General features: G+C 65.8%; 18 protein-coding genes and 1 riboswitch. Of the genes, 7 read left to right on the forward strand and 11 right to left on the reverse strand.

Going from position 1 to position 18,285, the window contains the following annotated elements; genetic code table 11:
- Positions 1-15 precede the first annotated feature (15 nt).
- The 4 genes from BTJ49_RS02660 to BTJ49_RS02675 form a co-directional block, all read right to left on the reverse strand.
- On the reverse strand, positions 16-2,535 hold the full coding sequence (locus BTJ49_RS02660; protein ID WP_240601698.1) for an ABC transporter permease: 2,520 nt from the start codon (positions 2,533-2,535) through the stop codon (positions 16-18).
- Positions 2,487-4,937: an ABC transporter permease gene (locus BTJ49_RS02665; protein ID WP_113063789.1), complete on the reverse strand. Its 2,451-nt coding sequence runs from the start codon at positions 4,935-4,937 to the stop codon at positions 2,487-2,489. Before BTJ49_RS02665 ends, BTJ49_RS02660 begins: the two co-directional genes overlap by 49 nt.
- Positions 4,937-5,698, reverse strand: coding sequence for an ABC transporter ATP-binding protein (locus BTJ49_RS02670; protein ID WP_113063790.1), 762 nt, complete (start codon positions 5,696-5,698; stop codon positions 4,937-4,939). The genes BTJ49_RS02665 and BTJ49_RS02670 overlap by 1 nt, the downstream gene beginning before the upstream one ends.
- Before the next feature lie 279 nt (positions 5,699-5,977).
- Positions 5,978-7,231, reverse strand: coding sequence for an HlyD family efflux transporter periplasmic adaptor subunit (locus BTJ49_RS02675; protein ID WP_113063791.1), 1,254 nt, complete (start codon positions 7,229-7,231; stop codon positions 5,978-5,980).
- A 231-nt stretch (positions 7,232-7,462) separates the two neighbouring features.
- Here BTJ49_RS02675 and BTJ49_RS02680 point away from each other — a divergent pair, with 231 nt between their 5' ends.
- A complete protein-coding gene (locus BTJ49_RS02680) occupies positions 7,463-8,092 on the forward strand; it encodes a glutathione S-transferase family protein (protein ID WP_113063792.1) in 630 nt (209 codons plus the stop codon).
- A complete protein-coding gene (locus BTJ49_RS02685) occupies positions 8,089-8,358 on the forward strand; it encodes a GIY-YIG nuclease family protein (RefSeq protein ID WP_240601699.1) in 270 nt (89 codons plus the stop codon). The genes BTJ49_RS02680 and BTJ49_RS02685 overlap by 4 nt, the downstream gene beginning before the upstream one ends.
- Positions 8,359-8,364: 6 nt before the next feature.
- Here BTJ49_RS02685 and BTJ49_RS02690 read toward each other — a convergent pair whose 3' ends face one another.
- The 3 genes from BTJ49_RS02690 to ppc all read right to left on the reverse strand — a co-directional run bounded on the left by BTJ49_RS02690 (position 8,365) and on the right by ppc (position 11,945).
- Complete coding sequence (locus BTJ49_RS02690) at positions 8,365-8,673, reverse strand: hypothetical protein (RefSeq protein WP_113063794.1); 309 nt, start codon at positions 8,671-8,673, stop codon at positions 8,365-8,367.
- Between the two features lie 72 nt (positions 8,674-8,745).
- Positions 8,746-9,219 (reverse strand): hypothetical protein, encoded by a 474-nt coding sequence (locus BTJ49_RS02695; RefSeq protein ID WP_113063795.1) that lies wholly within the window; start codon positions 9,217-9,219, stop codon positions 8,746-8,748.
- Between the two features lie 2 nt (positions 9,220-9,221).
- Entirely contained in the window at positions 9,222-11,945 is a 2,724-nt protein-coding gene (ppc, locus tag BTJ49_RS02700; protein ID WP_113063796.1) for a phosphoenolpyruvate carboxylase, read from the reverse strand.
- A 125-nt stretch (positions 11,946-12,070) separates the two neighbouring features.
- Positions 12,071-12,175: riboswitch (S-adenosyl-L-homocysteine riboswitch) on the forward strand.
- 19 nt (positions 12,176-12,194) lie between these two features.
- Between ppc and ahcY the strand changes: the two genes are divergently transcribed.
- Together ahcY and BTJ49_RS02710 are read left to right on the forward strand one after the other, a co-directional pair.
- On the forward strand, positions 12,195-13,622 hold the full coding sequence (gene ahcY, locus BTJ49_RS02705) for an adenosylhomocysteinase (protein WP_113063797.1): 1,428 nt from the start codon (positions 12,195-12,197) through the stop codon (positions 13,620-13,622).
- A 16-nt stretch (positions 13,623-13,638) separates the two neighbouring features.
- Positions 13,639-14,070 carry a VOC family protein gene (locus BTJ49_RS02710; RefSeq protein WP_255420367.1) on the forward strand — a complete coding sequence of 144 codons (432 nt, stop codon included), beginning with the start codon at positions 13,639-13,641 and terminating at the stop codon, positions 14,068-14,070.
- A gap of 83 nt (positions 14,071-14,153) precedes the next feature.
- Here BTJ49_RS02710 and arsB read toward each other — a convergent pair whose 3' ends face one another.
- From arsB to BTJ49_RS02730, 4 genes are read right to left on the reverse strand one after another with little or no spacing between them, the layout of a single operon-like run.
- On the reverse strand, positions 14,154-15,230 hold the full coding sequence (gene arsB / locus BTJ49_RS02715; RefSeq protein WP_113063798.1) for an ACR3 family arsenite efflux transporter: 1,077 nt from the start codon (positions 15,228-15,230) through the stop codon (positions 14,154-14,156).
- Positions 15,227-15,730, reverse strand: a complete 504-nt coding sequence (locus BTJ49_RS02720) for an arsenate reductase ArsC (protein WP_113063799.1) — start codon at positions 15,728-15,730, stop codon at positions 15,227-15,229. Before BTJ49_RS02720 ends, arsB begins: the two co-directional genes overlap by 4 nt.
- A 1-nt stretch (position 15,731) precedes the next feature.
- A complete protein-coding gene (locus BTJ49_RS02725; protein ID WP_113063800.1) occupies positions 15,732-16,184 on the reverse strand; it encodes an ArsI/CadI family heavy metal resistance metalloenzyme in 453 nt (150 codons plus the stop codon).
- Positions 16,181-16,522, reverse strand: a complete 342-nt coding sequence (locus tag BTJ49_RS02730) for a metalloregulator ArsR/SmtB family transcription factor (RefSeq protein WP_113063801.1) — start codon at positions 16,520-16,522, stop codon at positions 16,181-16,183. Before BTJ49_RS02730 ends, BTJ49_RS02725 begins: the two co-directional genes overlap by 4 nt.
- 18 nt (positions 16,523-16,540) lie before the next feature.
- On the opposite strand from BTJ49_RS02730, the gene BTJ49_RS02735 reads away from it, so the two are divergent.
- The 3 genes from BTJ49_RS02735 to BTJ49_RS02745 are packed head-to-tail and all read left to right on the forward strand — an operon-like array spanning position 16,541 to position 18,234.
- Positions 16,541-16,807 carry a hypothetical protein gene (locus BTJ49_RS02735; RefSeq protein WP_146742243.1) on the forward strand — a complete coding sequence of 89 codons (267 nt, stop codon included), beginning with the start codon at positions 16,541-16,543 and terminating at the stop codon, positions 16,805-16,807.
- Between the two features lie 19 nt (positions 16,808-16,826).
- Positions 16,827-17,648 carry a methylenetetrahydrofolate reductase [NAD(P)H] gene (metF, locus tag BTJ49_RS02740; RefSeq protein ID WP_113063803.1) on the forward strand — a complete coding sequence of 274 codons (822 nt, stop codon included), beginning with the start codon at positions 16,827-16,829 and terminating at the stop codon, positions 17,646-17,648.
- 46 nt (positions 17,649-17,694) lie between these two features.
- Complete coding sequence (locus tag BTJ49_RS02745; RefSeq protein WP_113063804.1) at positions 17,695-18,234, forward strand: DUF4124 domain-containing protein; 540 nt, start codon at positions 17,695-17,697, stop codon at positions 18,232-18,234.
- Positions 18,235-18,285: the final 51 nt, after the last annotated feature.

Here is an 18,285-nt window from a genome sequence, read left to right on the forward strand (position 1 = left end):
CATATCGGCATCACTTCACTCCCCACGCAATACAAGCATCGGCTGTACGCGCCCGGCGCGGCGCGCCGGGGCTAGACAAGCCATGACACCCGCCGCACCGAGAACTAGACAGACCGCCGCCATGGACCAGGGATCAAACATCCGACGCCCCAGCTGCGCGACCGCTGCGTGCAGCAGGCCCGAGCCGGCGACACCCATCAGCAAGCCGATGATCAAGCCCCAGGCGATCTGCACCAGACCGCTGCGCACGACTTGAAGCAGCAGACCTCGCGGCGAGGCCCCCATTGCCGCGCGCACTCCGAATTCCCGTGCACGCGCGGTGACCGCCATGGCCATCACCGCGTACATGCCTACGCTAGCCAGCAGCAGCGCCAAGCTGCCCAGAACCCCCACTAGCAGTAGGCTGAATTTGGTATCCGACGTGATGTCATGAACGATGTCAGCCATGCTGTAGAGACGACTGATGGGCTGGTCGGGCGCGACTTCCGCCACCGCCCGACGGACTGCCGCGCGATAACGCTCCGGTCGACCATGGACCTTGAGCGCGAAACGCAGCGGCTCGATGCCGCGGAAGACCAGCAGATCGTCCTCCGGCATCTGTGCGAACGGCAGATACAGAATCGGGCGCACCGAATCGGGGTCCTCAGGGCCGAACTGGTAGGTGTTGGCCACGACACCGACGATTCGAGCGGAAAGAATGTTGACGTTCGTGCGCGGCCGCTTCAGCGCGAACTGCTGGATGGTCTTGCCAAGCGCGTGTCCGCCGTAATGGACGTCGGCGAATCGCTGATTGACGATCGCGACCGCCTCACCGCCACGCACATCACCGTCTGCAAAGGCTCGCCCCTTCAGTACGTGGATACCGAACAGGTGGAAATAGCCGGGACCTACACCGCGGAACTGTTCGTTGAATTCCTCGCCTCCCGGCAGGTGCAAGCCGCCGATATTGAACTGCCCCCGATCGTCACCGGCTGGTAGATTGGTCGTCATGGTGGCCTGTTCGACGCCCGGTATCCGCTGAAGACGTTCGGTCAAACGCCGGGAAAGCGTTTGCACCGCACTTGCATCGGGATAGGTCCTTTCGACCGGGGCCAGCTCGAATGTCAGCACGCCACGGGGATCGAACCCCAGGTTGGTTCGTGCATTGTCGAGCAGCGTATGCAAGAAAATGCCCACCGCACACAGAAGCAGAGACGCCAGCGCCACCTGGGCGATCACCAAAACACGTCCGACCCACGCGCCGCGACGGCCCAGACCACTGCGCCCGCCTTCGCGCAAGCTGGTCATCGACAATGCGGCTCTGCCGCGCCACAGCCCGAGCGAAGCCGCCATCAGCGCGCTAAGTACGCTGATGAATCCGGCCAGCGCCCACGCGCGTCCTCCCAGACGCAAACCATCCGGACGCGTCCATTCCACGGCCATCCAGTCCACGGGCATACAGGTTCGCAGTGCCAGCAGGCCGGATGCCGCCAGCGCCTGTCCGATCAGCAGGGCGACCAGACCGATGAGCAGCCCCTCAGCGATCAACGGCAGCGCCATCCGCCAGGGCGATGCGCCGAGTGCGCCTCGAATCGAAGCCTCGTGGTCACGGTTCATGCTGCGCAGGACCATCAAGTTGGTCAGATTGACCACCACGAGCAGCAGCAGCAACGCGGCACAGGCCAGCCACATGACCGCCATGGCACGTTGTCCCGCATGCTGTTGCTCGCCGAAGTCCTGAGCACCGAAAGGTTCGCGCCTCAGGTCGGTCTCCCGTTGCCCCCTTTCGGTGTGGACGCCGCGCATCCGCGTCACCGCCTGCGCACCCAGTCCGTGCAGTGTGCTTCCGGGCTGCCTGCGCACGACCATCGTGAAGACATTGCTGTCATCGTGCGATTGGCTGGGCAGCGCCGAAGGCAGGGCGATCTGCGCCCGGCCGAGATCGAACCCCGCGGGCAGCACGCCGACGATCGTGTGCGCAACACCTTCCACGCGCATGCTGCGCCCTATCACCGACGGATTCCCACCAAAATGCCGCTTCCAGAAGCCGTGGAAGAGCAGGACCGCCGGCGCTCCATGCGGCCGATCCTCGGCAAGATCGAAGTTGCGCCCCAGCACGGGTCGCACGCGCAACGTGGGCAGCAACCCGCGATCCATCTCGAGCGCCGAGACCATGACGGGCGAATCGCTACCAGCGACATTCACGGTCGGAAGAACCCTGAAAAGTCCATGCTTGGCGACACCTGGAAGATCGGCGAGCTGCTGGTATTGCTGGGACGAAACCAGGCCGACATCCCCCTGCTCGACCGGACCCAATGCTGCCAGTTGCTGCGCCTGCGGATAAGGCAGAGGCTCCAGCAGAACGCCATCGATCATGCTGAACACGGTACTCATGACGCCAATGCCCAGCGCCAGCACGCCGCTCGCCAGCAGCAGGAAGCCGGGCCGACGCACACTGGCCCGCCAAGCCCGCCACATTTCACTCCATGCGATACCCATAACGCCCCTCACTCCCCTCGCAATGCGCGCATCGGCGGCACGCGCGATGCGCGCCATGCCGGCCGCAGGCAAGCCGCAAAACCAGCCAGTGCGAGCACCACGCAGACCAGTACCCACGCCAACGGGTCCACCTGATCAATGTGCCCCACACCCGTGACGGAAAGGGCCTCCGACATATGTGCCAACACGCGAGCCGCGCCCCACGCCAGCACCATGCCCAGCACCAAGCCGATGGCCACCTGATACATACCGCCACGCACCACCAGTTGGATCAGCCGCGCAGGTGAGGCGCCTAGCGCCATACGGGTGCCGAACTCGCGTTCACGGGAAGCCACGGCCACCGCCATCACCGCATACAGCCCCGCCACTGCCAGCAGCAGCGCCAACGAAGCGAACAGACTGACCAGCCACATGCTGAGGCGGCCATTGGCGGTGGTCTGCCTGACGATGGCGCGCATGGCTCGCAGATGGGAAATGGGTTGACCGGGTACCACTTCAGCCACGGCCTTTTGCACCGCTGCGCGCCATCCGGCCACACGGCCCTGGACGTGAAGTGCAAAACGCAGCGGCTCAATCTTCTGCACAACCTCGAACGTGGATGCGGGCATCTGCACCAAGGGCACGTAGAGCACCGGCTGCATCGGCGCCAGTGGCCCATACTGATACGTGCTGGCGACCACCCCGACAATGCGCACCGGAATGGCCGGACCTTCGTTCATGTCAATCTTGATGAGCTTGCCGACCGCGTCGCCGTCGTAATACTTCCTGGCCAGGTCGCGGCTGACCACGGCGACCGGCTCGCTGCCGCGCGTGTCGTCATGCGTGAACACCCGCCCCTGATACCTGGCGATGGAAAACACTCGGAAAAAGCCGTTCCCCACGCCATGCAGCTGGGCATAGAACTGTTTGCCCCCAGCCGTTTCAACACGGTTGTTGAATTGATCGTAGAGCCCATCGCCCGTGGGCAGATTGGTGGTCACAGCCGCACCGGTAACGCCAGGCATCAGGCGCAAGCGCTGCACCAAACGCTGCGACATTGCCTGGATCGACGCGGCATCCGGATAGTGTGCTTTTACCGGCGCCAACTCGAAGGTAAGAATGTGATCGCTGGAAAAACCAAGATGCGTGCGTGAGGCGACATAAAGACTGTGCGCGATAACACCGGCCGAGCTCAGCAGAGCCACGGCCATGGCTACCTGGGCCACCACGAGCGCGCGTCCCAGTCGGCCACTGCGCAGCCCCAACCCGCTGCGCCCGCCTTCGCGCAACGTATCCACGCCCATCGCCTGACGGCTGCGCCAAACGCCCAGCCATGCCGCCAACAGCGCGCCAATGACAGCTACCGCAAAGGCGAACAACCACGCCATCGCCCCCACCGTGATCTGGCCACCATGTAGCCACTCGACAGGAATGCGCTGTCGCAGCACCGCCAAGCCGCCCCATGCTAGAGCCATGCCGATGAAAGCACCGCCCATGCCCACCAGCAGGCCCTCGCCCACGGCGGGTAGCAACAGGCGCAGGAACGGCGCGCCCAAGGCGTGCCGAACGGCGATGTCATGGGTTCGCGACAGCGTGCGCAGCAACATCAGATTGGTCAGATTGACCAGTGCAATCAGCAGCACCATGGCGGCGCTGGCCGTGAACAGCATCAACAGCGGCCGCTCGCCACGATGCAGGGTGACATCCAATGTGGCAGTGCCAAACTGCGGCCTGTCCCAACGACCGCCCATGCCCATGTCGCGATACATGGCCCGCTCACGCGCGTCGACTTGCGCCGCGATGCTGCGAATGGGCACCCCGGCCTCCAGGCGTGCAATGGCCATGTGGCCGCTGTGGTCGTAATCGCGACTGGCCGCGGGCAAAGCCAATGGCAAAAAGATACCGCCACCGTGGGACAAGGTATCCAACCCCTTGGGCAGCACACCGATGATGGTCGCCGCACGCCCTTCCACCAGCATGCGGTGACCCACCATGTCGCGGGCGCCGCCATAACGGCGCTGCCAGAGGCCATGGCTTAGCATCACCACGGGCGGACCACCGGGACGATCCTCGGCGGCATTGAAATTTCGCCCCAGTATGGGCTGGATGCCCAGCGCGGGAAGCATGCCGCGATCCATGTACGTCACCGGTACCTGTTGTGGTACGCCGGCACCGGAAATATTGGCCACCGAGCCCGGCCGGATGAGTCCCAGCGCCTTCACGCCCGGGATGTTCTTCAGGAACTGGTACTCGTGCGGCGAGATCGGCCCCACCTCACCCGAGAAAATCTTGCCCAGGACCACTACCCGTGATGCCTGCGGAAAGGGCAGGCGTTGCAGCAAGGTACCGTTGATCAACACAAACACGGCCACGCTGGCGCCGATGCCCAGCGCCAGCACGCCGGTCGCCAGCAACAGGAAGCCTGGCCGGCGCAGGCTGGAGCGCCAGGAATGCCAGATCTCGGTCAGCCAGATTGGCATCAGGCCACTCCAACCCGGTTGCCGATCAGGTCGTCCAGGCGTGCTTCGTCCTCGCGGCGCAGACGCTCGAAGGTTTCCTCGTCGACCACACGGCCGTCGAACAGACGCACCTTGCGCTCGGCCAATTCGGCGTAGCGTGCGTCATGGGTGACCATGCAGATGGTGGCGCCGCCCTGATGCAGTTCGTCGAGCAGGGCCATCACGGCCTCGCCGTTGCGCGAATCCAGATTGCCGGTCGGTTCGTCGGCCAGCAGGATCGCCGGTTTGCCGACCAGCGCGCGCGCCACCGCGACACGCTGCTGCTGACCGCCCGACAGCTGCGCCGGGTAGTGCCGCAGGCGATGCGCCATACCCACGCGCTCCAGCGCTTCGCGCACGCGCTGGCGACGCTCGCCGCGGTCGATACCGCTGCGGTAGGTCAGCGGCAGCTCGACGTTTTCCTCCACGCTGAGATCACCGATCAGATTGAAGGCCTGAAAGATGAAACCAATCTCCGCGTTGCGGATGCGAGCACGCTCGGCGGCATTGAGGCCGGCCACGTCGTGGCCATTGAGCGTGTAGTTGCCCTCCGACGCCGTGTCGAGCAGCCCCAGGATCGACAGCAGCGTGGTCTTGCCGCAGCCGGACGGGCCGGAGATCGACACGTATTCGCCACGCTCGATAGAGAGGTGCACATCGGACAACGCGTGCGTTTCCACCTCGTCGGCCTGAAACACCTTGCGCACGCCCTCCAGGGCGATGACTTTTCGATTCTCGTTCATGCAATCACCATGATTTTTGGATGTTCGAACGTATGGCGGCACAACGGTGACACGCCCATTTCTTCGCGAAGCCCCGTATCCAGATGCCTTCCCTGGCCCTTGAACTCCCTGCTGTAAACACTCCACGCCTCGCTCGAGAACCACGGAGCACCGAACTTCGCACCCCCGCGAAGTTCGGCTTGGGTGCCTTCCCTGACCATTACACGCCTTGTTGTGAACGCTTCGATCCTTGCCCGGCCACGGCGTCCCCAGCCTGCCGGGTTTCCCCTCGCCCCCACTTCAATGCACCCGGATGCGGTCGTAGCCGTCCCACTGACTGGCGTCGGACAGGATCACCTTGTCGCCGGCCTTCAGGCCACGCAGGACCTGCACACGGTCCACCGACGTCGCACCCACACGCACCGGCACACGCGTTGCGGTGCCGCCGTCGCCGTCGAGACGGAACAGACTGATGTCGCTGTCGGCCTTGGCCAGTGCCGGGCGGCCCACCGACAGTACGTTCTTCAATTGCGCGATGCGGATGCGACCGTCGACCGACAGATCCGGACGCGCACCCGGCGGCAGCTTGCCGAGCAGACGCACGTCCACCTGCACGCTGCCATCGGTCACCGCCGGATCGATGCGCTCGACCTGACCCGATACGACACCGTTGTGGGTATCCACGCTGACCGGCATGCCCATGGCAACGTCCTTGGCCTGCACCTCGGGCACCTTGAGCCGCGCGATCAGCACGTCCGGACGCGCCACCTGCGCCAGGTTGGCGCCGGCCGCGACCTGCGCACCCTCCTGCACGGCCACCTGCTGCAAAACGCCGGCGATGCCCGCCTTCACATCCAGCGCATCGGCCTGACGCTGGCGCAGCTGCAGATTGCTGCGCTGCTGCGCGAGATGCGCTTCGACCGCATCCATCTGCGCATGCAGGCTGGCCGCGAACGACGCCACGCGCTGCTTCTCGATCTCCATCCGCGCCTTCAGTTGCTTCAGCGCGATCTGGCCCTGCTGAAACTCCACGCGCGGGATCAGGTTCAACTTCTCGGCCTTGGCATCCGCGTCGGCCTTGACCTTGGCCGAAGCGTAATCGGACTGCGCCTTGGCCAGTTCGGAGCGCTCGTCCAGCAACTGCGACTGCAATTGCGCGCGCTTGGAAGCGACATCCGCCTCGGCCGCAGCCACCTGCGCCTGCGCATTGCGCAAAGCATCGGCCACCTCCGGATTGCTGAGCTTCATCAGCACCGTGTCCGGCTTCACCTTGGCGCCGGGCCACACCCGGATGCTGTCGACCTGGGCCGCCGTGACGGCCGAGATCCAGCGCTTGTGACGCGATACCAGCGTGCCGGTGGCGCGCACCTCGCGCAGCATGTCGCCGCGCTTGACCGTACCGATCCACAGACTCGAACGATCGGCACTCGGCAGCGCCGGCCCCATCCAGGCTGCTGCGGAGACGACGACGGCCAATGCCAGCACGCTGCCGCCGATCAGCAGCAGGCGTTTTCGCTTCTTACGTTGCTTCAGTTTCGGGTTGGCGATATCCATAACCCAGATACAGCAAACACCGTGCCACGCCAGCGAACACTGAAAAATGCATGAAATAACAATCCACTAGCCTTTTCGTGTTCAGCCAGAATCAAACGCGGGCATGTCCGAATCCGGACATCATCATCCGCATGCGTACGCCAGCCACGCGGATGGCGCAGCGCCGGCGCAACGCTGGCGTCCACCAACGAGCCACGTAAGATGCACGCAACGACCGCCACGGAGTGACGCATGTACACCCTCTACTTCGCCCCCGGCACCGCCGCCATGCTGACGCACCTGACGCTGATCGAATGCGGCGCTCCCTACGAACTGAAGGCGGTGGATCTGGCCGCCGGCGAACAGCGGAGCGAGGCCTATCTGGCGCTCAATCCCGCCGGCACCGTGCCGACGCTGATCGTGGACGGCGCCTCGCATGGCGAAACCGCGGCCCTGGCCATGCTGCTGACCGAGCGCCACCCCGAAGCGAAACTCGCCCCGGCCATCGGTGATGCCAAGCGCGCCGACTATCTGCAATGGATGTTCTACCTGGCCGACACGCTGCAACCGGGTTTCCGGCAGTGGTTCTATGCCGACGAGTTCGTGCCCGAGAGCGCCGAGAGCATTGCCGAAGCCGGCCGCCGCCGCATCGAGGCCTCCTGGACGCATATCGCCGAACACCTCGACACGCATGGCCCGTACATGCTCGGCGAGACCTTCAGCGTCGTCGACCTGTACGTCGTCATGCTGATGCGCTGGGCGCGCAATATGCCGCGGCCGGCCACCGACTGGCCATCGCTGGCCGCGCTCGCTGCGAAGGTGAAGGCACGCCCGTCGTGGAAGATGCTCTACGAGCGCGAACAGCTCAGCGAATGGGCGTGAATGCGGCACCGCCCGGGCCGGAGGCCTGGGCCGTCTACCTGCTCGAATGCGCCGATGGTCGCGTCTACACCGGTATCGCCCGCGACCCGGAGAAGCGCTATGCCCAGCACGTCGCCGGCAAGGGCGCGCGCTTCACCCGCAGCAACCCGCCGCGACGACTGCTGGGGTGGGTCTGGGTCGAATCGAAGAGTGCCGCACTGAAACTGGAAATCGCCTGGAAACGTCTGCCGCGTGCCGCGCGAATCGAGGCCCTGCACACCGCGTAAACGTGCTCAGGCAGCCGCCAGAAATTGCGCGTGGAACATCGAGGCCAGCATCACGCCAAGCCCGGCGAACAGCGCGATGCCGACGATCACACCCAGCGCATTGACCGCAAAGCGCATCGGCGGCAGATGTGCCCAGCCGCCGGCCTGCCTCGCCTGCGGCTGCAGTACCCAGACCAGGGCCGCAATCCAGGCCACCACCACCACGATGCGTACCGTCATCGTCGACGGGTTCATCTGCGGAAACACCAGCAAGGCGAACAGCGTCAGCAGCAGCGATAACGCGCAGACGATCCAGTAGCGGTAGCGTGTTCTCATGGCGTGCTCTCCTCGGACGATGACGGCCTGCTGGCCGCACGGGCAACGGTTCGCGCACCGCGCCTGCAGCGGTCACGGTTCGTCAGGATACGGGAAACGCGAACGCAGTTCAGACGTCGCTTGGGTGCAGGTATCCGGCGGCCCGGCACCCGAAGTGGCCACGCGGCGCCGGTGCTCCGGGTGCGCGCCTGATGAAGTGCCATGACGCCGCAGCAGGCGTGTCGCGACCAGAAGATTCTTCGCCGGCAGCACCAGACCCGACTCCAACGGCGTCAGGAAGAGCGACATGAAGATCACGCGTCCGGCGCCCACGCTGCGCGCCGACGGATCGACAGCGCGGCAGGCCCGATGCACGATCACCGTGTAGATCAGTACCGGCGGAATCGTGACCAGGGTCAGCCACAGCGTGGTGGCCACCGTAGCGTGGGTCGCACCGGTGGCCGCGAAGGCACAGGTCGACGTCAGCCAGCCGACATGGAAGACATACACCTTCAGCAGGCGCGCGCGCCATCGGCGCAGACGGGCGATGGGGGCGGCCTCGGTCACGATCAGCCCGTATTCTGCAGACCCTGCGAAACGCCGTTGACGCAGGCCACCAGCGCGCGCAGCAGCGGACCGTCCTCACTGCCCTCGGCGCGCCAGCGCTTGAGCAGATCGACTTGCAGCAGGCTCATCGGGTCGACGTACGGATTGCGCAGGCGAATCGACAGCGACAGACGCTTGTCATCGTCCAGCAGAGCGTCGGCCTGCTTCAGCTTCAACAGCACGTCACGGGTGCGCTCGAACTCGCCGCGGATGCGCGGGAAGAAATGCTCGTGCAGTTCGCCGGACAGTTCCGAGAACGCCTCGGCGATGCCCAGGTCGGCCTTGGCCAGCACCATTTCCACATCGTCGATCAGGGTCGACAGGAACGGCCAGTCGCGCGCCATCTCGGCCATGGCATCGAAACCGAATGCCTCGATGCCGCGCTGCAGCGCCGACCCCAGACCGTACCAGCCCGGCATGATCGCGCGACACTGGGTCCACGAGAACACCCACGGAATGGCGCGCAGGTCCTCGACGCCACGCATCGAACGACGACGCGATGGACGCGAGCCCAGGGTCATGCGCTCGATCACATCGATCGGCGTGGCCGTGCGGAAGTACGGCACGAACTGCTCGTCGCCGACCAGCTCGCGATAGGCCTCGCGGCCCCAGGCGGCGAGCGTGACCATGCGCTCGCGCCACAGGTCCTCGCGTTCCTCCGGATCGCGCGGGCGCAGACTGGCGTGCAGCGCGGCGCCGACGGTCTGTTCCAGGTTGCGCAGCGCCAGCGCGCGGATGCCGTATTTGCGATGGATCACCTCGCCCTGCTCGGTCATGCGCAGGCGGCCGCCGACGCTGCCGCGCGGCGACGCCATCAGCGCCGGCGTGATGCGCGCACCGCCGCGGCTGGCCGAGCCGCCGCGTCCGTGGAAGAAGGTCAGCTCGATGCCGGCCTGCTCGGCCACCTCCAGCAGCTCGACCTGAGCGCGCTGCAAACCCCAGCGCGCGGCCAGGATGCCGCCGTCCTTGCCGCTGTCGGAGTAGCCCAGCATGATCAGCTGGCGATCGCCACGCGCAGCCAGATGCGCGCGATAGACCGGGTCGGCCAGCAGCGCGCGCAGGGTGTCGGGGCCGTTGGTGAGATCGTCGACCGTCTCGAACAGCGGCGCCACATCCAGCGGTACGCGGCCTTCGTCGTCGACCAGCCCGCCGTGGCGCGCCAGCGCCAGCACCGCCAACACGTCGGCGGCAGACTCGGCCATGCTGATGATGTACGGCCCGGTGGCGGTGACGCCGTAGCGCTGGCGCGCATCGGCCAGCGTCGCGAACACCGCGCGCAGGCGCTCGGCGGTTTCGTCGTCGTTGTCGCCGAAGGTCTCGTCGCCGGCCGCCAGCGCGCGCAGGCGCTCGGCGCGCTCGGCCTTCGGACGCTCGATCCAGCCAGCGTCGCCGATCAGCGCCGCCAGCGCATCATCGTGCACACGCGAGTCCTGCCGCACATCGAGCCGCGCCAGATGGAAGCCGAAGGTGCGCACGCGACGCAGCAGGCGCTGCACCGCGAACAGGCCGGCGTGCTCGCCCTTGTGCGTGGCCAGGCTGTCGGCGATCAGCGCGACGTCGGCCTCGAAGGCGGCGGCATTCGGATAGCCGCTGTCCGCGTCTTCCAGCGTCGCTTCCAGGCGCGCGCGCATCAGCGTCAGCAGGCAACGATAAGGCATGTCGCGATGACGCGGGCGGATCGCCATCGCGTCTTCGAGGAACTGGTCGGTGTACTGTGCCAGGCGCTCGCGCAGCGCGGCGCTGACCTCGACGCGGTCCTCGGTCTGGCTCAGCGATCGCTGCAGATGCGCGCATTCGCCGATGTAGCGCTCCAACACCATGGCGCGCTGCGCGCGCAGGGTCTCGGAAATGGTGTCGGCGCCGACGTTCGGATTGCCGTCCATGTCGCCGCCGACCCACGAGGCGAAGCGCAGCAGACGCGGCAGTTCGGCCTCCAGACCGTAGACATTCTTCAGCTCCCGCTCCAGCGCCTCGTAGAACACCGGCAGCACGCGATACAGCGAACCGGTCAGGTAGTAACCGACGTGATCGAACTCATCCTGCACGCTGGGGCGCACCGGCGAAGCCTCGGCGGTCTGCCAGCCGGCGGTCAGCGCCATCTGCATGCGCGCGGCGTCGGCCTCGCGCTCGGGCGGCGGACGATGGGCGTCGAAGTCGGCGACCAGCGCCTTGACGATGGCCTCTTCCTTCTCCAGCAGCGAGGCACGCACGGCCTCGGTCGGATGCGCCGTGAACACCGGCTCGACGTCGAGCTTGCCGATCCAGGCCAGCAGCTCGTCGGCATCCACGCCGCGCTCCTTGAGCTGACCGAGCACGTCGGCCAGCGATTCGGGTTGCACGGCGGCCCCGGCCAGCTGGTAGTCGCGGCGGCGACGGATGCGATGCACGCGCTCAGCAACGTTGACCATCTGGAAGTAGGTGGCGAAGGCGCGCGCCAGTGCCTCGGCGTCGTCGGCACTCAGACCGGCCAGACGTCCGGCCAGACCGCTGATTCCCGCACCGGCCTCGCGTCGCCGGATGGCCGCAGTGCGCACGTTCTCGACGCGTTCGAAGAAAGCCTCGCCGCCCTGCTCGGCCAGCATGCGACCCACCATCGCGCCCAGCGTGCGCACGTTCTCGCGCAATGGGCCGTCGTTGGGCAGGAATTCCAGGTTACGGGCGTCGTCGTGATCGTGCGATGCAGTCATGCGTCCTCCTGTAGTCATTCCCTACATCATACGGGTGCGTACGTGCATGAACGCTGAGTAAGGCATCCGCGCATAGAACGAATACGTATGCATCCGCATGAAGCGATATAATGGCGCTTCCAATCTTGGCCGAGGGGCGTTGCGTCCCTGTGGAACGGCGTCGCCCGGATGCGACGGCCGCGTTCGCAGGGTCAGGCTCGGCATCCCTTTCGCAACTGCGCCCATCTCAATCCGCCACGGAGTACCAACATGAACGCCGTCGCCAACGACGCCACCCAGGACTACAAGGTCCGCGACATTTCCCTGGCCGATGCCGGCCGTCGCCGCATCCGCATGGCCGAGCAGGAAATGCCTGGCCTGATGTCCATCCGCGAGAAGTACGCGCCGCAGCAGCCGCTGAAGGGCGTGCGCCTGTCCGGCTCGCTGCACATGACCAAGGAAACCGCGGTCCTGATCGAGACCCTGAGCGCCCTCGGCGCCTCGGTACGCTGGGCCTCGTGCAACATCTTCTCGACGCAGGACGACTGCGCCGCCGCCATCGCCGCCAGTGGCATTCCCGTGTTCGCCTGGAAGGGCGAGACGCTGGAAGAGTACTGGCAGTGCACGCTGGACATGCTGACCCATCCGGGCATGCAGGGTCCCGAGCTGATCGTCGACGACGGCGGCGACGCCACGCTGCTGATCCACAAGGGCGTGGAGATGGAAGACGGTTCGGACTGGGTCGACCAGCCCGGCGCCAGCACCGAGGAGCAGGTCATCAAGAACCTGCTGAAGAAGACCCGTACCGAGCGTCCCGGCTTCTGGAAGAAGGCCGCCGCCGACTGGAAGGGTGTGTCCGAAGAAACCACCACCGGCGTGCATCGCCTGTACCAGCTGGCCGAACAGGGCAAGCTGCTGATCCCGGCGATCAACGTCAACGATTCGGTCACCAAGTCCAAGTTCGACAACCTGTACGGCTGCCGCGAGTCGCTGGCCGACGGCATCAAGCGCGCCACCGACCTGATGGTCGCCGGCAAGGTCGCGGTGGTCTGCGGCTACGGCGACGTCGGCAAGGGCTGCGCGCATTCGCTGAAGGGCTTCGGCGCGCGCGTGATCGTCACCGAGATCGATCCGATCTGCGCCCTGCAGGCGGCGATGGAAGGCTTCGAGGTCTCCACGATTGAGGACACCCTCGGCAAGGGCGACATCTACGTCACCACCACCGGCAACCGCGACATCATCACCCTCGAGCACATGAAGGCGATGAAGGACAACGCACTGGTTTGCAACATCGGCCACTTCGACAACGAGATCCAGGTCGAGAAGCTGCAGTCCGACACGTCCATCAAGCACGAGAACATCAAGCCGCAAGTGGACCGCTATACCTTCCCGACCGGCAACAGCATCTACCTGCTGGCCGAGGGTCGTCTGGTGAACCTGGGCTGCGCGCACGGCCATCCGGCCTTCGTGATGTCCAACAGCTTCTCCAACCAGACGCTGGCGCAGATCGACCTGTGGGCCAACAAGGACAGCTACGAGAAGACCGTCTACCGCCTGCCGAAGAAGCTGGACGAGGAAGTCGCGCGCCTGCATCTGGAGCAGATCGGCGTGAAGCTGACCAAGCTCACGCAGGATCAGGCCGACTACATCGGTGTGCCGGTGGAAGGTCCGTTCAAGCCGGAACACTACCGCTACTGATGACGCGGGCGGTTCCGTGAACACGGCCACGCCCGTCGACACGCGTTTCGACATCGACCACCTCGATCACCTGGTGATCGTCGTGGCCGATGTCGAAACCACCATGGCGTTCTACGAACGCGTGCTGGGCATGCGCCGGATCGAATTCGGCGCCGGGCGTCTGGCCCTCGGATTCGGCGCGCAGAAGATCAACGTCAAGCGCTGGACTCCGGAACTCGCGGCGGCCGACTGCGAAGCGACCCACCCCACTCGCGGCTCCGCCGACCTGTGCTTCATCACCCGCACACCGATCAAGTCGGTCATGCGGCACCTGCATGCCTGTGGTGTCCCGCTCGAAGGCGCTGCCCCGATACAGCGAACGGGAGCTCGTGCACCGCTGCATTCCGTTTATTTCCGCGATCCCGACGGCAACCTCATCGAGGTTTCCAACGAACTCCCCGCGCCCTAGACGAGATCATCGCCCGAGCGACACCCCGGCGGCGAGCAACCAAGCCCGCCGCAGATGTGGCGAAGATCCCGCCCGCCACACCTTCATGCATCCGACACTCCCGCCTCGAACCAGTGCGCGGTGCGGTTGACCACACGCACCACCGACAGCATCACCGGCACCTCGACCAGCACGCCGACGACTGTCGCCAGCGCCGCACCCGAACGCAGGCCGAACAGGCTGATCGCGGTGGCCACGGCCAACTCGAAGAAATTACTGGCGCCGATCAGCGCGGACGGCCCGGCCACGCAGTGCGGTACGCCCAGACGACGGCTCAGCACATAGGCCAGCCCGGCGTTGAAATAGACCTGGATGATGATCGGCACAGCCAGCAGCACGATCACCAGCGGCTGACGCAGGATCGCCTCGCCCTGGAAACCGAACAGCAGCACCAGCGTCGCCAGCAGTGCCGCCGTTGACCACGGGTCGATTCGTTTGAGTGTCCGCGCCAGCGCCGCCTCGCCGCCACGCGCCAGCCGCGCGCGCCGCCAAATCTGCGCGATCGCCACCGGCGCCACAATGTACAGGCCGACCGACAGCAGCAGCGTCGCCCACGGCACATGGATCGCCGCGACACCCAGCAGCACCGCCACGATGGGCGCGAACGCGACCACCATGATGGCGTCATTGAGCGCCACCTGCGCCAGCGTGAAATGCGGCTCGCCGCCGCACAGCCGCGACCACACGAACACCATGGCCGTGCACGGCGCCGCCGCCAGCAGCACCAGACCGGCAATGTAGGCGTCATGCTCGCCGGCCGGCAGCCAGGCCGCGAACACGTGGCGCACGAACAGCCAGCCCAGCAACGCCATCGAGAACGGCTTCACCGCCCAGTTCACGAACAGCGTCACGCCGATGCCGCGCACCTGCTTGCGGACCCTCGACAATTCGGCGAAGTCGATACGCAGCAGCATCGGCACGATCATCAACCAGACCAGTCCGGCGACCGGCAAGTTGATCTGATGCACTTCCATCGCCGCCAAACTCGCAAAAGCATGCGGCAGCACATGGCCCAGCGCGATACCGGCCACGATGCACAACAGCACCCATACGCTCAGATAGCGGGCGAAGAAACCGATGGCCGGCTGCGCTTCGCGCACCGTTTCCGATGTCGCGTTCATGCGTCGTCTCCGCCTTGTCCGATGTCGCGCAATGCACCCTGCAGCGTCAGCCGATCCAGCTTGTCCACCGGCAGAGCCAGCAGCAGGTCCACCCGGCGCCGCAGCAGCACCCACGCCTGCAGATACGCGCGACGACGCGTCTCCTCATCGCCTTCGACCGCCGCCGGATCGGGCACACCCCAGTGCGCACTCACCGGATGGCCGGGCCAGACCGGGCAGACCTCGCCGGCCGCGTTGTCACAGACGGTGATGACGATATCCATCGCCGGGGCTTCCGGTGTCGCGAATTCATCCCAACTCTTGCTGCGCAGCGCACCTTCGTAGCCGAACTCGCGCGCCAGCGTCTCGGCCATCGGCTGCACACGGCCACCCGGATGACTGCCCGCGCTGTGCGCGGCGAAGCGCCCCGCGCCGAGCACATTGAGCATCGCCTCGGCCATCACGCTGCGCGCGGAATTGCCCGTGCATAGGAAAAGCACATGTCGGATCGGTGCTTCCATGTCAGCAGCACGCCTTTTCAGTGGCCGGCTTCGCGGACGCGCCGCAGCACGGCCCGTCGGTCGATGCGGCATCGGGCGCATCCGTATAAGTCGTGGCCGTTCCCAGGGTGCGGAAGGTCTCCCAGCGCACGCCCTGTGGGTCCTGCGCCCAGAACTTGTCCGAACGCGCGTAACAGCACACCGTGCCCTGTTCGGCCAGGGTCACCGCATCCGCCGTCTGCAGGCGATCACCCAGTTCGGCCAGCTCGCCCGCTTCGTCGGCCTGCAGTCCCAGATGATCGATGCCGGCCGCACCGCCGCGCTGCGAAATGGCGAAATTCACGCGCGGATCGTCCAGCATCCATTTCGCGTAGTCGGCTTCGACCACGGTCGGGTCGGTACCGAACAGCGTGCGGTAGAAGCCGATGCTGGCCTCCAGATTCTCGACATTGACGTGTACGTGAAAGCGTTTCATGACGAAGTTTCCTTGCAGGAGCCGGAGGCACGCGGCGAGCACGCCACGTCCGCCGAACCGGCGCAACAGTTGTCGGTGAGAAAGTCGAGCAGACCGTTCATGCGGTTGTAGTTCGCGCGACAGCGGATGACGCGGCCTTGTCGCTCGTCCGCCACCAGCCCGGCCTGACGAAGCTGATTCAGATGATGATTGAGCGTGGCGCCCGCCAAGCCAGTCGCGCCGGCCAGCTCCCCCACCGCCATGCCCTCGCCGCCGGCCTGGACCAGCAGACGGAAAAGGGCCAGGCGATGTTCGTGCGCCAGGGCGGTCAGGCATTCCAGAGCATTATTCGATTCCATATTTCTAGAATTATGGAAATGTTTGCCGCCGTCAAGCCGATCGACACCGCATCCGCAAGACTTACCCGGCCCGATTCGTTTTCTGATGCAAACACCCAGAAAACGAACCGTGATGCGATCCACCACGATGAACACCCCTTCCAGCCCCCTGGCGCAACCGGACAACGGACAGCAACGCGGATTCTCTGCGCTGCCCTCTCCCACCATCCGCGCGAGTCCTTGCAGCCGCGCTTGCACATCCTGCCCGGTTCCTACACCATTCTCTTTATCTTGATGAAGAGATAAATATTCAGGGAACGGCCCGATGACCCCAATTTCGCTGGAATTCTTCCCACCCAAGACCGAGAAGCAACGCGCCCAATTCGAGAGCGCCCTGCCCAAGCTCCGCACGCTCGACCCCGACTACGCCAGCGTCACCTTCGGCGCCGGCGGCTCGACGCTCAGCTACACGCCCCAGACCGTGAAGGCGCTCATGGATGCCGGACTGGACGGCGCGCCGCATCTGTCGTGCATGGGCGGCACGCGCGCCGAGATCGCCGCGCTGCTGGACGACTACAAAGCCATGGGCTGTCGACGCCTGGTAGCGCTGCGTGGCGACATGCCGTCAGGCATGGCCGGACCGGGCGACTTCACCTACGCCTCCGAACTGGTCGCCTTCATCCGCGAGTACGCGGGCGACCACTTCCACATCGAAGTCGCCTGCTACCCGGAAACGCACCCGCAGGCAGACGACGCACTGGCCGATCTGCGCCACTTCAAGCACAAGGTGGAATGCGGAGCGAACGGCGCCATCACGCAGTACTTCTTCAATCCGGACGCGTATTTCCGCTTCGTCGACGACGCGCGCAAAGCGGGTATCGAGGTGCCGATCGTGCCGGGCATCATGCCGATCTCGAACTTCACTCAGCTCAAGCGCTTCTCCGACACCTGCGGCGCCGAGATTCCGCGCTGGATCGTCAAGCGCATGCAGGCGTACTACGACGACGTCGAGAGCGTGCGCGCGCTGGGCGCGGACATCGTCGCCGAGATGTGCCGACGGCTGCTCGATGGCGGTGCTCCCGGCCTGCATCTGTACACACTGAACCGCGCCGTGGCGACCATGGCGGTGGTCGAACGCCTGAACTGAGCGACCGTTCAGTCCCGGGTCGGAGCCCGCGGCGTATGCTTCGACCATGCCGCGACTGGCCCTCCTTCTCCTGCTGCTGACCGCCGCGACTACCGGCCTTGCGCAGACTACGGTCCACCGCTGCGTGTCGGCCGACGGCACGCCGGTGTTCACCGACCAACCCTGCGGCAGCATGCAGGCCGCCCGCATCGGTGCCGTCCAGCCTTCCGCGACGCCGCATGCCTGTCCCGCCACGCGCGAAGCCCTGCGTCAGCGCGTGGCGGCCGCCTTTGCCGCGCACGATGCCAACGCTCTGGCGGGGCTGATGCTGTGGGAAGGCTACGACGACCGTGAAGCCGTGCGCGAGATCGCACAGATGCGCGCGCGGATGCACCAGCCCCTGCTGGGCGTGACCGATGACGGCGCACCACCACCCGCATCCACATCGCAGGCACCCCTCACGGTGGACGCACCGTCTTCGAGCACCGCCGCTCCATCTTCCGCGACCGAGCTGAATGTTCACCTGGGCGGCGTGGCCGCACAGGAGGGCGGACCGCTGCGCTTCCGTGTGCTGTTCCGGGCCGGTTGCTACTGGCTGCAGCCCTGAAGCTTGATATCAGGATGTCCGCGGGCACATGCCCCTGTAACGCGCAGCCGC

The organism is Oleiagrimonas sp. MCCC 1A03011 (genome assembly GCF_003267965.1).
In the GTDB taxonomy this organism is placed as follows: domain Bacteria; phylum Pseudomonadota; class Gammaproteobacteria; order Xanthomonadales; family Rhodanobacteraceae; genus Oleiagrimonas; species Oleiagrimonas citrea.